Source organism: Staphylococcus sp. HMSC065D05 (assembly GCF_001813195.1).
GTDB classification, from domain to species: Bacteria; Bacillota; Bacilli; order Staphylococcales; family Staphylococcaceae; genus Staphylococcus; species Staphylococcus epidermidis.
In genome coordinates this window covers 14,938-28,675 of record NZ_KV811770.1, presented here as the reverse complement: position 1 = coordinate 28,675, position 13,738 = coordinate 14,938, and the positions used below count along the sequence as shown (strand labels likewise).

Below are 13,738 nucleotides of genomic sequence, written 5' to 3'. Positions count from 1 at the left end.
AATATATCTTTAACACAGAACAAGCCCGGGACTTAATGTCTCGGGCTTGTTTTTGTGTTAATCATCGATTATTGAGTATGAACGTATTATAATAAGCTTTTCAAAGCCGAAATCTTATTGGTGAGGTTGAACAAACAATTAAATACGTAATATATCATATTAACACTTTAGATTATTGTGATGTAAGTTTGTATAGTGTTTGTTGAGCAAGTTGATTCGCTTCTTTATTTTGTTTTCGTGGAATCCATTTCACAAACATCAAATCAAAACTTTGCTCTAAGATTTCTATGTTTTCAAAATAAACTTTAAACTTAGCATTTTTAACTTTACCTTGTAGCATACTATCTTCAATTAATTTTGAATCAGTATAAAGTAACGCGTTAGATACTTTTAATTCGCGTGCATGTTCCAAAGCGTGCAACATTGCTGCCCATTCTGCACTATGATTATCCATTTCACCTAAATCATGCGTAAATGCATATCTTTGTGAATTTTCTTTTATAATAATCGCACAAGCACTTCGGCCGGGATTTCCTTTAGTCGCAGCATCAAAATGTATTTTAGCCATTACTTTTACTCCTCTTCAGAATTGTCTACTCGCTAAAATGTATCTATTCTATTGTATCAAACTAAAAAGACAAAACGCTAAAAATTAAATCAAAAACAAACAGAACCTAAGATAACATATATACTACAGGTTCTGCTAACAAATAAGGCATTGATGTCTATATTGAGCCCTTATATTAAGATTTATTTAACTTTGGTCGTACGTCCTATCATTGAAAATTTCACTTGGAATTTCTACGGACAAATCAAATTGAATTTCGAAGCTAGTTCAGCACAAGGAATTCTGTTTCGTTTTTTTGTATATCTACATATCGAATACAATAAATATTAATACCCATTATCTAATTGTTCTATCTTTCCTTTTCGATATAGTGACTTAGCAATATATCCAAATGGTACATTAAAAATTGTTGACACTAATTTTAACAGGTAAGTTGTAATAAATATTTCAAAAACAGCAGTACCTGGCATAGTACCAATAAAAGCAATTGAAACAAATAAACCGGTATCAATAATAGAACTTAAAATGGTACTACCGTATGCTCTAATAATAAAGGTTTTATCAGAGCTAAATATCTTTTTAATCATACTGAATATAAATACATCAATTTGTTGGCCTATGATATAAGCAATAATGGAACCAATAGCAATTCTAGGCACTAAATCAAAAATCATTTTTAATGAGTTTTGCGCATTGTCTACTGGAGCAGGAATAAAATGCAATGACATTTGCATGACTATAATCATTACTAAGGTTGAAGAGAAACCAAGCCACACTGCTCTTTTAGCAACTTTACGACCATAGATGTCATTTAATATATCAGTAGCTAAATATATAGAAGCAAACATGACATTTCCAAGCGTAGCCGTAATACCAAAAATATGAACTGCTTTTATGACCTGTATATTAGCGATAATCGTTCCTATTGCTACCCAAGCAATTAGTCCTTGTTTACCAAAGCAACGATACATCAGTACCATTAAAGCGAATGTAACAATAAATGACGCAATACCAAATATTTCATTATACATATCATTTTCCTCCTAAATTTTGTTAAAGCGGGTGTTTAGAAACCGCCAAAATTAACTATACTAGTTTACTTAAAATTTATCTTTAATGCAATGCTAAAAAAGAAGAGTAAATAAATATTAACTTAAACCAACATCTAAGTTATCAATTTTCTCAAAACTAAAATTGATTATTTCAAATTCCCAACTTATAAATGCTATAATACAAACATGTGAAATGAGTATATATTATAAATAGTCTATAGCTAAGGGAAGTGGAAGCTATACTCACTTATACAGAACAACAAGCAATTCAACACATCGACCAATTGATGAATATTTATTGTCACCAATGTCCATTAAAAAAGCACAATAGAAAAACTCACGGTAAAACACCAGCACATCATTTTTGTATAAATGAATGCACGGTCGGTAAACAAATTAAACAAATTGGTAATGAGTTACAATAGGAGGATGTCACATGGAGATTATAGCAATTTCAGAAACACCTAATCATAATACAATGAAAGTTTCTTTGAGTGAACCACGTCAAGATAACTCATCTACAACATATACTGCCGCTCAAGAAGGTCAACCTGAATTTATTAACCGATTATTTGAAATAGAAGGTGTTAAATCAATATTTTATGTTTTGGATTTTATATCAATTGATAAAGAAGATAACGCTAACTGGAATGAATTATTACCACAAATAGAAAACACGTTCGCTAAAAGCAATTAATTTTCTATATAGTACAATTAGAAACAATTTATAGTAGAGGAGCATTTTATGATGAATGGGTACGAAGCTTATATGAAAGAACTTGCACAACAAATGAGAGCTGAATTAACAGACAATGGATTCACAAGTCTTGAAACGAGTGATGATGTCAATCAGTATATGCAAAATATAGATAATGATGACACAACATTTGTTGTAATCAACTCAACATGCGGTTGCGCTGCAGGATTAGCACGTCCAGCAGCTGTTGCAGTTGCAGAACAAAATGAAGTAAAACCAGATCATAAAGTAACCGTATTTGCAGGTCAAGATAAAGAAGCAACACAAACAATGAGAGATTACATCCAACAAGTTCCTTCAAGTCCCTCATACGCATTATTTAAAGGTCAACATTTAGTTCATTTTATACCTCGAGAACATATTGAAGGGCGCGACATCAATGATATAGCTATGGATTTAAAAGATGCTTTTGACGATAATTGTCAATAAACTTAATATTGTCTAGCTATGTCAAAGAATCACTAAAACTAATATCATTCACTAGAGTGGGACAGTCGATTCAACATGAATCCTGTCCTATTTTTTTCAATTACAATCATACTTACATATTAAATGTAATTGTTCTTTAACTCATTCTATTTGATTACTTTCTCTACCAACGATTATGTAAAAAATTGAGGTGCACCATTCATGTTTTTAGCTTGGAATGAAATAAAAAGAAATAAAATTAAATTCAGTTTAGTCATGGCATATTAGTACTTATAAGTTATTTATTATTCCTACTGTCTGGACTTGCAAACGGCCTTATTAAAATGAATACTGAAGGTATAGAAAAGTGGAATGCAGACGCTATCATATTAAAAAAAGATGCTAATCAAACTGTAGAGCAATCCTTATTCAATATATCCAAAGTGCAAAATACTTATGAACAATCAACCACATTAAAACAACAAGGGGTCATTATCTCAAACCATCATCACGAAGAAAACGCGTTACTTTTCGGCGTTACACACAAATCATTTTTAATCCCTCCTATAATTAAAGGTCATCAAGTTGAAAGTTCAAATGAAGTAGTCATTGATCAATCACTAGCCGATAAGGGGTTCAAAATAGGTGACATCTTATCTTTATCTCAATCAGATGAAAAGCTAAAAGTGGTAGGTATTGTAGAAAGTGCTAAATATAATGCTTCACCCGTGCTATTCTCTAATAATAAAACCATTGAGAAACTTAATCCCAAATTATCAAAAGATAAAACAAATGCCATAGTAGTCAAAGACTCAAATTGGAAAAATCATAAACTTAACAAAGATTTAGAAAGTATTTCAATCTCGCAGTTTATTAAAAATCTTCCTGGCTATAAAGCTCAAAATTTAACTTTGAACTTTATGATCGTTTTTTTATTTATAATTTCAGCAACAGTTATTGGCGTATTCTTATATGTTATAACGCTCCAAAAAACACACTTATTTGGTGTACTTAAAGCACAAGGCTTTACCAACGGCTATTTAGCAAAAATGGTTTTTGCTCAAACTTTCATATTATCTTTAATTGGAACAATCATTGGATTTCTCTTAACACTATTAACAGGTACCTTTTTGCCTAGTGTTGTTCCAATTCATTTTAATTTATTAACGATGTTGATATATGGAATTGTTCTTATCATTATTTCTTTATTAGGCAGTCTATTTTCTGTTCTGTCTATAATAAAAATAAATCCACTTAAAGCAATTGGATAGAAAGGAATCATAAACATGTTAGAGTTCAAACAAGTGAGCAAATCTTTCAGAGACGGCAATCAAATAATTCAGGCAGTAAAACCTACCGATTTAAAAATAATTCAGGGTGAACTGATTGCTATTGTGGGACCCTCAGGTTCAGGGAAAAGTACATTTTTAACTATGGCTGGCGCCTTACAACGACCTACTTCAGGAAATATTTACATCAACAACAAAAATATATCAATATTATCTGAAAAGCACTTATCAAAAATAAGAATTAACGAAATAGGTTTTATATTACAATCGACGAATCTCGTGCCTTTTTTAACAATCGAACAACAATTCAAACTTCTTGGCAAATATAAAAAAGATACATTAAGTGAAGATGGATATCAAAAATTGGTTAAACAGCTAAATTTATCGGATATTACCAATCAATTACCAAATCAAATATCCGGTGGTCAAAAACAGCGTGTGGCAATAGCTAAAGCTATCTACACAAATCCATCAATCATACTAGCAGATGAACCTACCGCTTCACTAGATACGAATAATGCAATGGCTGTAATGAAAATACTTCAAGAACAAACGAAAGAAAGAAATAAAACATGTGTGATTGTTACTCATGATGAACGTTTAACTCATTTTTGTGATAAAACATATTTCATGGAGGATGGACTTCTTTCACTCCAATAGAAATAAAATATTCATAATTACTTGCATTTCATATTTGAAATTCCCGAGTCAACATTTGTTGTGACTCGGTTTTTTTATAAAAAAACAGTCCATTGAGTCTTTAAAAAATCTTATGTAAGAAAATTTCACAACTCAAATTCATATTGTCAAGATTGAACAACCAATTCAACACATTCCCATTTATTAATTTGTTTTATATGAGATATTTTACATAAAAGATTTAAAATTTTATAAACTCAAAACCCTCTCTCTTCTATCGATACATCTTTTCTAGTATAATGTTCATTAAGATAATACATATTTTTATAAGGAGTTGTACGCATGTATAATCCATTCGACGAAGCTTATCATGGCTTATGCGAAGAGATATTAGAAATAGGGAATAGACGCGATGATCGCACACATACAGGGACAATTTCCAAATTTGGGCATCAATTGCGTTTCGATTTAACCAAAGGGTTTCCTTTACTTACAACCAAAAAGGTTTCTTTTAAATTAGTAGCAACTGAATTATTATGGTTTATTAAAGGAGATACAAACATTCAATACCTACTTAAATATAATAACAATATATGGAATGAATGGGCTTTTGAAAATTATGTTCAGTCTAATGATTATCATGGACCAGACATGACAGATTTTGGACATCGTTCTCAGCAAGACCTTGAATTTAACGAGCAGTATAAAGAAGAAATGAAAAAATTTAAAGAACGTATATTAAACGATGATGCATTTGCTAAAAAATATGGCAACCTAGGGAATGTTTATGGTAAACAATGGAGAGATTGGGAAGATAAAAATGGTAATCATTATGATCAATTAAAATCAGTTATACAACAAATTAAAAACAATCCAAACTCTCGACGACACATTGTTTCAGCATGGAATCCTACTGAAATCGATTCAATGGCATTACCACCTTGCCACACAATGTTTCAATTTTATGTACAAGAGGGTAAATTAAATTGTCAATTATATCAAAGAAGTGCTGATATATTTTTAGGTGTTCCCTTCAATATTGCAAGTTATGCTTTATTGACACATCTTGTTGCAAAAGAATGTGGACTTGAAGTGGGTGAATTCATTCATACGTTTGGAGATGCACATATTTATTCCAATCATATGGATGCAATACATACTCAATTATCAAGAGAAAGTTATCTACCACCTCAATTAAAAATTAATACAGATAAATCAATTTTTGATATTAATTATGAAGATTTAGAATTGATAAATTATGAATCACACCCTGCTATTAAAGCACCTATTGCGGTATAAAAAATGCATTAATATTTCGCATACAGAAAGGAGGTATACCATGACATTATCAATAATTGTCGCTCACGATAAACAAAGAGTCATTGGGTACCAAAATCAATTACCATGGCATTTACCAAATGATTTAAAGCATGTTAAACAACTGACCACTGGAAATACACTTGTAATGGGTCGAAAAACTTTTAATTCTATCGGGAAACCACTGCCAAATAGACGTAACGTTGTGCTCACTAACCAAGCTTCATTTCACCATGAAGGGGTAGATGTTATAAACTTTCTTGATGAAATTAAAGAGTTATCTGGTCATGTTTTTATATTTGGAGGACAAACGTTATTCGAAGCAATGATTGACCAGGTAGATGATATGTATATCACAGTAATAGATGGGAAGTTTCAAGGAGACACTTTCTTTCCACCGTACACATTCGAAAACTGGGAGGTCGAATCTTCAGTGGAAGGTCAACTAGATGAAAAAAATACTATACCGCATACATTCTTACATTTAGTGCGTAGAAAAGGGGAATAGGAGGCAATTATGGCTAAACAAATTATCGTCACAGATTCAACCTCTGATTTATCACATGAATATTTAAAACAACATAACATTCATGTTATACCATTAAGCCTGACAATCGACGGAAAATCTTACACTGATCAAGTTGATATCTCTTCAAGTGAGTATATCGATTATATTGAAAATGATGCAGACGTCAAAACAAGTCAACCACCTATTGGTCGATTTATTGAAACATATGAGCAATTAGCTCAAGATGACGTTGAAATTATAAGTATTCATCTTTCGTCAGGTTTAAGTGGTACTTATAATACTGCTGTTCAAGCGAGTCATATGGTAGATGGTAATATCACAGTGATTGATTCTAAATCTATTTCGTTTGGGTTAGGTTATCAAATTAAGCAAATTGTTGAATTAATAAGTCAAGGTACATCAACAGAAAAAATAGTGGAAGAAATGACACAATTACGTGATAACTTGCAACTGTTTGTGGTTATCGGTCAGCTTAATCAACTCATTAAAGGTGGCAGGATAAGTAAAACAAAAGGTTTAATTGGAAACATTATGAAAATTAAGCCAATCGGAACTTTAAGAGATGGTCAACTTGAACTAGTGCATAATTCTAGAACTCAAAACTCTAGTGTCCAATATTTAAAAAAAGAAATTACAGATTTTGTTAAAGATCATAAAATTAAATCAATAGGGATTGCTCACGCCAACGTTAAAGATTTCGTTGATAAAATCAAAAAATCATTTACAGAATCATTTGATTTTAACCAATTTGATATTAATGTAACAACTCCAGTGATTTCGACGCACACTGGACAAGGTGCTATTGGACTTGTGGTATTAAGAGATACGTTGAACTAAGTTGTCACAAAATCACATATAAGATTCTGAGTTAAATACTTTAAATTCCCGACAATATAGCGTAAATTTAAACAAACAGATAACTTAAGGAGGGAATATAACATGGCATATGCAACACTAGCTGGAGGTTGTTTTTGGTGCATGGTTAAACCCTTCACCTCATATCCTGGAATAAAATCAGTCGTTTCCGGATATAGTGGAGGACATGTAGAAAATCCAACATACGAACAGGTATGCACAAATCAAACAGGGCATGTGGAAGCTGTACAGATTGAATATGATCCTGATATTACAACATTTGAAAATATATTAGACGTTTATTTTAAAACGTTTGACCCAACTGATGACGGAGGGCAGTTCTTTGATAGGGGTGAAAGCTATCAACCTGTCATTTTTTATCATGATGAGAATCAACGCAAAGCTGCCGAGTTAAAGAAACAACAAATTGACGAAGAGGGTATCTTTAAAAAACCGGTTATCACACCGATTAAACCATATAAAAATTTCTATCCTGCAGAAGAATATCATCAAGATTACTACAAAAAGAATCCTACGCATTATGAACAATACCAACGTGGATCTGGTAGAAAAGCATTTATCGAATCACACTGGGGGTCTCAAAATGATTAAAAAAAACAAAGATGAACTGAATGACATGGAGTATCTAGTTACTCAAGAAAATGGTACTGAACCTCCGTTTCAAAACGAGTATTGGAATCACTTTGAAAAAGGAATTTACGTTGATAAATTGTCCGGCAAACCATTATTTACTTCAGAGGATAAATTTGAATCTAATTGCGGTTGGCCAAGTTTCTCCAAAGCATTAAATGATGATGAAATCGTAGAACTTGTTGATAAATCATTTGGTATGATTAGAACTGAAGTTCGATCAGAAAAAGCGAATAGCCACTTGGGGCATGTTTTTAATGACGGACCTAAAGAAAAAGGTGGTTTAAGATACTGTATTAACTCTGCTGCGATTCAGTTTATACCTTATGATAAACTAGAAGAGTTAGGATATGGAGATTTAATTAAACATTTCAAAAAATAGGAGTGCATTTACATGTTTAAAAAGTTATTTGGAAAAGGTAAAGAAATTGACAAAAACATTAAAATCTACGCACCTTTGACAGGTGAGTATGTCAAGATTGAAGATATTCCTGATCCAGTCTTTGCGCAAAAAATGATGGGAGAAGGCTTTGGTATTAATCCTACAGAGGGTGAGGTTGTTTCACCGATTGAAGGCAAAGTCGATAATGTTTTTCCAACAAAACATGCTGTAGGGTTAAAAGCCGAAAATGGATTAGAGTTATTAGTTCATATCGGATTAGATACCGTTCAATTGGATGGCAAAGGGTTTGAAGTACTTGTTGAAAGTGGGGATGACATTAAAATAGGTGATCCTCTTATACGTTTTGACTTAGAATATATTAATAATAATGCAAAATCTATTATTTCCCCTATTATTATTACAAACTCTGATCAAACTGAATCAATTCATATTGAAGACGTACAAGCAGTAGTTAAAGGGGAAACACAAGTTATTGATGTGACAGTAAGCTAATGGTTAAGAATTATTCATTTTATCAATTTATTATGACCGTGCGTGGAAGAAAAGATGATAAAGGGGTTTTTGCTGAGCAAATTTTTGAAGACCTTGCCTTTCCAAAACACGAAGATGATTTTAATACATTATCTGAATATATTGAGACACATAGCGAATTCACCCTACCAATGTCTGTATTTGATGACTTGTATGATGACTATACGGAATGGTTGAAGTTTTAAATTCTTTTCACTAATAAATATTGATAGAGCCTGGGACACGACTCATTGTCTCAGGTGTTTTAATGTAAAGGGATTCAAACTCTACACTTTTTTAGTTATAACTTTTGTTTGACGTACACAGAATAATTACACTGTTTTCTCAATGAAACATACGTTTAATATAGTAATTTTTAGCATGTACTACTCAAGCCTCATGTGATTTTTACTTACATACATCATAATTAAAAATATTCGAATACATACAAGATGAAAATTCCTCAATAACTTGTTAATGATTAAGTATAAATATAACCATGAATTTATATTTTGTATAACTCAATATGAACGTATAAGGATGTGATACCATGAATGATCATCAAAAAAATCATGCAACATCTCAAGATGATAATACAAAGTCAACACCGTCTAAAAATAGCAAGCAAATAAAAATTAAATTATGGCATTTCATACTCATTATTTTGGGCATTATTCTTTTAACATCTATCATAACTGTAGTATCAACGATTTTAATTAGCCATCAAAAAAGTGGTTTAAATAAAGAACAACGTGCAAATTTAAAAAAAATTGAATATGTCTATCAAACACTTAATAAAGATTATTACAAAAAGCAAAGTTCTGATAAATTAACTCAATCTGCCATAAATGGTATGGTTAAAGAACTGAAAGATCCATATTCAGAATATATGACTGCTGAAGAAACAAAACAATTTAATGAAGGTGTATCAGGTGATTTCGTTGGCATAGGTGCCGAAATGCAAAAGAAAAATGAACAGATAAGTGTTACTAGTCCAATGAAGGATTCACCAGCAGAAAAAGCTGGTATTCAACCTAAAGATATCGTCACACAAGTGAATCATCATTCGGTAGTCGGTAAACCACTTGATCAAGTTGTTAAAATGGTCAGAGGTAAAAAAGGAACATATGTTACTTTAACTATAAAACGTGGTTCGCAAGAAAAGGATATTAAGATTAAACGCGATACCATTCACGTTAAGAGTGTAGAGTATGAGAAAAAGGACAATGTAGGCGTTTTAACAATCAATAAATTCCAGAGCAATACTTCTGGTGAACTCAAATCTGCAATCATAAAAGCGCATAAGCAAGGCGTCCGTCATATCATTTTAGATTTGAGAAATAATCCGGGTGGTTTATTAGATGAAGCAGTCAAGATGGCAAACATCTTTATTGATAAGGGAAATACAGTCGTTCAATTGGAAAAAGGTAAGGATAAGGAAGAATTAAAAACTTCTAATCAAGCACTAAAACAAGCAAAAGATATGAAAGTATCCATCTTAGTTAATGAGGGATCAGCTAGTGCTTCAGAAGTGTTTACAGGTGCTATGAAAGACTATCATAAAGCTAAAGTTTATGGTTCTAAAACATTTGGTAAGGGTATCGTTCAGACCACTCGTGAATTCAGTGATGGTTCATTAATTAAATATACAGAGATGAAATGGCTAACGCCTGATGGCCATTATATACATGGTAAAGGAATTAGACCAGATGTTAGTATCTCAACACCAAAATACCAATCACTCAATGTCATTCCAGATAACAAAACTTATCATCAGGGTGAAAAAGATAAAAATGTTAAAACGATGAAAATAGGTCTAAAAGCTTTAGGTTATCAAATTGATAATGAAACAAACATATTTGACGAACAATTAGAATCCGCTATTAAAACATTTCAACAAGACAATAATTTAAAAGTTAATGGCAATTTTGATAAAAAAACAAATGATAAATTTACTGAAAAACTTGTTGAAAAAGCGAATAAAAAAGATACTGTTTTAAACGATTTACTAAACAAACTAAAATAAACTTGCGAGAAAACCATTAAACGAAAAGAACGCATTCAACTCTTTAAGTGTAATATCATTCTTAAAGAGTTGGATTTCTTAAATTTAATAACCATTCACGTTTGAATTAAGAGCCTGAGACATATAGTATATGTACAGGCTCTTAATCATATCTGATAATTCTGATTAGTTGGAAATACAACTTTTATAAAAGTTATTCCTATTAAGGTATGGTCCCAATCATTTCTTAACATTTTCAGATTTTCGTTAATTGATTGAGTCTTGAAAGTATCAATATGATTTAAATTTATTGTTACTACTCGTTAAAATTTAAAAAAAGAGGTGTTTTAGTAAGATGATTAGATTAGCAACTAAAGATGATTTACTTAGTATTACTCAATTAGTCAAAGAGGCTAAACAGATTATGGAAGAATTCAACAACAACCAATGGGATGATGAATATCCCGCGAAAGAGCATTTTGAAGAAGACATCGAAAATAAAACACTATACGTTTTAGACGTTGATCATACAATTTATGGTTTTATTGTTATCGACCAAAACCAATCGGAGTGGTATGATGACATTGATTGGCCTGTTAATCGAAATGGAGCATACGTTATTCACAGATTAGCTGGATCAAAACAATATAAAGGTGCTGCGACTGAACTTTTCCAATTTGCCATGGACTTAGCAAATGAACATGATATTCATGTCATTTTAACGGATACATTTGCCCTCAATAAACCTGCTCAAGGATTATTTGAAAAGTTTGGTTTTACTAAAGTTGATGAGATAGAGATAGATTATCATCCTTTTGATAGAGGGGCACCTTTTTATGCTTATTATAAAAACATATAAGAATAGAGGTTGTAATTATGACAAAAATTGCATATACAGGTGGAGGAACAGTAGGACATGTTTCAGTGAATTTAAGTTTAATTCCTACTTCGATTGAAAAAGGACACGAAGCATTTTATATTGGTTCAAAACATGGTATTGAAAGAGAAATGATAGAGTCACAACTCCCTAATATTCAATATTATCCAATATCAAGCGGTAAATTACGTCGTTATCTATCCTTTGAAAATGCAAAAGATGTCTTTAAAGTTTTGAAAGGAATTTTAGATGCACGTAAAATACTTAAAAAACAAAAACCAGACTTACTCTTTTCAAAAGGTGGTTTTGTTAGTGTTCCGGTAGTTATAGCCGCACGTTCTTTAAAAATTCCAACTATCATACACGAATCAGATTTAACTCCTGGATTAGCTAATAAAATTTCTTTAAAATTTGCTAAGAAAATATACACAACCTTTGAAGATACACTTGCATATCTTCCAAAAGATAAAGCTGATTTTGTTGGAGCTACTGTACGTGAGGACTTAAAACAAGGGAATAAAGAAAGAGGTTATCAACTCACTGATTTTGATAAAAACAAAAAAGTGTTATTGGTCATGGGTGGAAGTTTAGGTAGTAAAAAACTTAATAATATCATTCGTCAAAATATTGAGGCACTTCTCCATGATTATCAAATTATACACTTAACTGGAAAAGGGCTTGTTGATGACTCAATTAATAAAAAAGGTTATGTTCAATTTGAATTTGTTAAAGACGACTTAACTGATTTATTAGCAATCACTGATACTGTTATAAGTCGCGCAGGTTCTAACGCAATTTATGAATTTTTAACGCTGCGAATACCGATGCTACTCATCCCCTTAGGACTTGATCAATCAAGAGGAGATCAAATTGATAATGCTAAAAACTTTGAATCTAAGGGTTATGGTCGTCATATTCCTGAAGATCAACTTACAGAAGTTAACTTATTGCAAGAATTAAATGATATTGAATTACATCGTGAATCTATTATTAAACAAATGGAAACATATCAAGAGAGTTACACGAAAGAAGATTTATTTGATAAAATTATTCATGATGCATTAAACAAGTAGGGGGCACCTATAATGAATCGATGGAAACGCATTTCATTGCTGATTGTTTTTACACTTATTTTTGGTATAATAGCTTTTTTTCATGAGTCAAGGCTTGGAAAATGGATAGATAACGAAGTATATGAATTTATTTATTCATCTGAAAGTTTCATTACCACATCTATTATGTTAGGTGCAACAAAAATTGGTGAAGTTTGGGCAATGGTTGCGCTATCCTTATTATTAGTTGCTTACCTTATGCTAAAACGTTTCAAGATTGAGACATTATTCTTTGTAATAGTAATGAGCTTATCTAGTACACTCAATCCACTATTAAAGAATATCTTTGATAGGGAACGTCCAACATTATTGCGTTTAATTGACATTTCCGGCTTTAGTTTTCCAAGTGGTCATGCTATGGGCTCAACTTCATTCTTTGGAAGCGCTATATATGTAATAAACCGTCATGATTCGGGTATCTCTAAAGGCGTGTTAATCGGTTTATGCGCACTTTTCATTTTATTAATATCAACTTCTAGAGTATACCTAGGCGTTCATTACCCTACAGATATTATTGCCGGCATTATTGGTGGTGCCTTCTGCATTGTTTTATCAACGTTAATATTGAAAAAACAACTCGCTGTATAAAGAAGCGCGGTTGGAATTTTAAATTAAATAGGTATTGACCAAACCACTGAAATGATTGTGAGTAAACAATGATTTTAGTGGTTTATTTAGTATATTCAAATCGGCGTTTTTAAATAAATATTGTTTGTAAGCTCAATGTTAATAATATTTATCTTATATTAATTTCTTTGTTTTCATT

At 31.5% G+C, this 13,738-nt stretch carries 17 protein-coding genes and 1 pseudogene; 16 read left to right on the top strand and 2 right to left on the bottom strand.

Going from position 1 to position 13,738, the window contains the following annotated elements; genetic code table 11:
• Positions 1–172: 172 nt before the first annotated feature.
• Positions 173–568, bottom strand: coding sequence for a ribonuclease HI family protein (locus tag HMPREF2897_RS10470; protein ID WP_002446449.1), 396 nt, complete (start codon positions 566–568; stop codon positions 173–175).
• Between the two features lie 326 nt (positions 569–894).
• Entirely contained in the window at positions 895–1,599 is a 705-nt protein-coding gene (locus HMPREF2897_RS10465) for a queuosine precursor transporter (RefSeq protein ID WP_070593175.1), read from the bottom strand.
• 251 nt (positions 1,600–1,850) lie between these two features.
• Between HMPREF2897_RS10465 and HMPREF2897_RS10460 the strand changes: the two genes are divergently transcribed.
• The 16 genes and pseudogenes from HMPREF2897_RS10460 (at position 1,851) to HMPREF2897_RS10385 (ending at position 13,560) form a co-directional block, all read left to right on the top strand.
• Positions 1,851–2,045 (top strand): zinc-finger domain-containing protein, encoded by a 195-nt coding sequence (locus HMPREF2897_RS10460; RefSeq protein ID WP_070593173.1) that lies wholly within the window; start codon positions 1,851–1,853, stop codon positions 2,043–2,045.
• Between the two features lie 11 nt (positions 2,046–2,056).
• Complete coding sequence (locus HMPREF2897_RS10455) at positions 2,057–2,317, top strand: NifU N-terminal domain-containing protein (RefSeq protein WP_001831110.1); 261 nt, start codon at positions 2,057–2,059, stop codon at positions 2,315–2,317.
• Between the two features lie 51 nt (positions 2,318–2,368).
• Entirely contained in the window at positions 2,369–2,806 is a 438-nt protein-coding gene (gene brxA, locus HMPREF2897_RS10450; RefSeq protein ID WP_002457670.1) for a bacilliredoxin BrxA, read from the top strand.
• Between the two features lie 201 nt (positions 2,807–3,007).
• Positions 3,008–4,056: pseudogene (locus HMPREF2897_RS10445) on the top strand (ABC transporter permease).
• A 15-nt stretch (positions 4,057–4,071) separates the two neighbouring features.
• Positions 4,072–4,734: an ABC transporter ATP-binding protein gene (locus HMPREF2897_RS10440; protein ID WP_002446445.1), complete on the top strand. Its 663-nt coding sequence runs from the start codon at positions 4,072–4,074 to the stop codon at positions 4,732–4,734.
• A gap of 321 nt (positions 4,735–5,055) precedes the next feature.
• Positions 5,056–6,012 (top strand): thymidylate synthase, encoded by a 957-nt coding sequence (locus HMPREF2897_RS10435; protein ID WP_070593169.1) that lies wholly within the window; start codon positions 5,056–5,058, stop codon positions 6,010–6,012.
• Between the two features lie 40 nt (positions 6,013–6,052).
• Entirely contained in the window at positions 6,053–6,538 is a 486-nt protein-coding gene (dfrC, locus tag HMPREF2897_RS10430; RefSeq protein ID WP_070593167.1) for a trimethoprim-sensitive dihydrofolate reductase DfrC, read from the top strand.
• Positions 6,539–6,547: 9 nt separating this feature from the next.
• Positions 6,548–7,396 carry a fatty acid kinase binding subunit FakB2 gene (fakB2, locus tag HMPREF2897_RS10425; RefSeq protein WP_002446442.1) on the top strand — a complete coding sequence of 283 codons (849 nt, stop codon included), beginning with the start codon at positions 6,548–6,550 and terminating at the stop codon, positions 7,394–7,396.
• Positions 7,397–7,498: 102 nt separating this feature from the next.
• Positions 7,499–8,026 (top strand): peptide-methionine (S)-S-oxide reductase MsrA, encoded by a 528-nt coding sequence (gene msrA, locus HMPREF2897_RS10420; RefSeq protein WP_002457665.1) that lies wholly within the window; start codon positions 7,499–7,501, stop codon positions 8,024–8,026.
• Positions 8,019–8,447 (top strand): peptide-methionine (R)-S-oxide reductase MsrB, encoded by a 429-nt coding sequence (gene msrB, locus HMPREF2897_RS10415; RefSeq protein ID WP_002490000.1) that lies wholly within the window; start codon positions 8,019–8,021, stop codon positions 8,445–8,447. The genes msrA and msrB overlap by 8 nt, the downstream gene beginning before the upstream one ends.
• Before the next feature lie 12 nt (positions 8,448–8,459).
• Entirely contained in the window at positions 8,460–8,960 is a 501-nt protein-coding gene (locus tag HMPREF2897_RS10410; protein ID WP_002446439.1) for a PTS sugar transporter subunit IIA, read from the top strand.
• Positions 8,960–9,184 carry a YozE family protein gene (locus tag HMPREF2897_RS10405; RefSeq protein WP_001831241.1) on the top strand — a complete coding sequence of 75 codons (225 nt, stop codon included), beginning with the start codon at positions 8,960–8,962 and terminating at the stop codon, positions 9,182–9,184. The genes HMPREF2897_RS10410 and HMPREF2897_RS10405 overlap by 1 nt, the downstream gene beginning before the upstream one ends.
• Before the next feature lie 344 nt (positions 9,185–9,528).
• Positions 9,529–11,004 (top strand): S41 family peptidase, encoded by a 1,476-nt coding sequence (locus HMPREF2897_RS10400; protein ID WP_002489972.1) that lies wholly within the window; start codon positions 9,529–9,531, stop codon positions 11,002–11,004.
• 334 nt (positions 11,005–11,338) lie between these two features.
• The gene (locus HMPREF2897_RS10395; protein ID WP_002446437.1) at positions 11,339–11,842 is read left to right on the top strand and encodes a GNAT family N-acetyltransferase; all 504 of its coding nucleotides are present in this window, start codon (positions 11,339–11,341) and stop codon (positions 11,840–11,842) included.
• Positions 11,843–11,859: 17 nt separating this feature from the next.
• On the top strand, positions 11,860–12,933 hold the full coding sequence (locus HMPREF2897_RS10390) for an undecaprenyldiphospho-muramoylpentapeptide beta-N-acetylglucosaminyltransferase (RefSeq protein ID WP_002457662.1): 1,074 nt from the start codon (positions 11,860–11,862) through the stop codon (positions 12,931–12,933).
• Between the two features lie 12 nt (positions 12,934–12,945).
• Complete coding sequence (locus tag HMPREF2897_RS10385) at positions 12,946–13,560, top strand: phosphatase PAP2 family protein (protein ID WP_002476105.1); 615 nt, start codon at positions 12,946–12,948, stop codon at positions 13,558–13,560.
• The last annotated feature ends 178 nt before the right edge of the window (positions 13,561–13,738 follow it).

What these genes read in the sequence shown, in the direction of transcription:
- dfrC (WP_070593167.1), top strand. Translation starts at nt 6,053, where the DNA reads ATGACATTATCAATAATTGTCGCTCACGATAAACAAAGAGTCATTGGG.
- msrA (WP_002457665.1), top strand. Translation starts at nt 7,499, where the DNA reads ATGGCATATGCAACACTAGCTGGAGGTTGTTTTTGGTGCATGGTTAAA.
- HMPREF2897_RS10405 (WP_001831241.1), top strand. Translation starts at nt 8,960, where the DNA reads ATGGTTAAGAATTATTCATTTTATCAATTTATTATGACCGTGCGTGGA.
- HMPREF2897_RS10390 (WP_002457662.1), top strand. Translation starts at nt 11,860, where the DNA reads ATGACAAAAATTGCATATACAGGTGGAGGAACAGTAGGACATGTTTCA.
- HMPREF2897_RS10395 (WP_002446437.1), top strand. Translation starts at nt 11,339, where the DNA reads ATGATTAGATTAGCAACTAAAGATGATTTACTTAGTATTACTCAATTA.
- brxA (WP_002457670.1), top strand. Translation starts at nt 2,369, where the DNA reads ATGAATGGGTACGAAGCTTATATGAAAGAACTTGCACAACAAATGAGA.
- HMPREF2897_RS10410 (WP_002446439.1), top strand. Translation starts at nt 8,460, where the DNA reads ATGTTTAAAAAGTTATTTGGAAAAGGTAAAGAAATTGACAAAAACATT.
- HMPREF2897_RS10385 (WP_002476105.1), top strand. Translation starts at nt 12,946, where the DNA reads ATGAATCGATGGAAACGCATTTCATTGCTGATTGTTTTTACACTTATT.
- HMPREF2897_RS10455 (WP_001831110.1), top strand. Translation starts at nt 2,057, where the DNA reads ATGGAGATTATAGCAATTTCAGAAACACCTAATCATAATACAATGAAA.
- HMPREF2897_RS10435 (WP_070593169.1), top strand. Translation starts at nt 5,056, where the DNA reads ATGTATAATCCATTCGACGAAGCTTATCATGGCTTATGCGAAGAGATA.
- HMPREF2897_RS10400 (WP_002489972.1), top strand. Translation starts at nt 9,529, where the DNA reads ATGAATGATCATCAAAAAAATCATGCAACATCTCAAGATGATAATACA.
- fakB2 (WP_002446442.1), top strand. Translation starts at nt 6,548, where the DNA reads ATGGCTAAACAAATTATCGTCACAGATTCAACCTCTGATTTATCACAT.
- HMPREF2897_RS10440 (WP_002446445.1), top strand. Translation starts at nt 4,072, where the DNA reads ATGTTAGAGTTCAAACAAGTGAGCAAATCTTTCAGAGACGGCAATCAA.
- HMPREF2897_RS10465 (WP_070593175.1), bottom strand. Translation starts at nt 1,599, where the DNA reads ATGTATAATGAAATATTTGGTATTGCGTCATTTATTGTTACATTCGCT.
- msrB (WP_002490000.1), top strand. Translation starts at nt 8,019, where the DNA reads ATGATTAAAAAAAACAAAGATGAACTGAATGACATGGAGTATCTAGTT.
- HMPREF2897_RS10470 (WP_002446449.1), bottom strand. Translation starts at nt 568, where the DNA reads ATGGCTAAAATACATTTTGATGCTGCGACTAAAGGAAATCCCGGCCGA.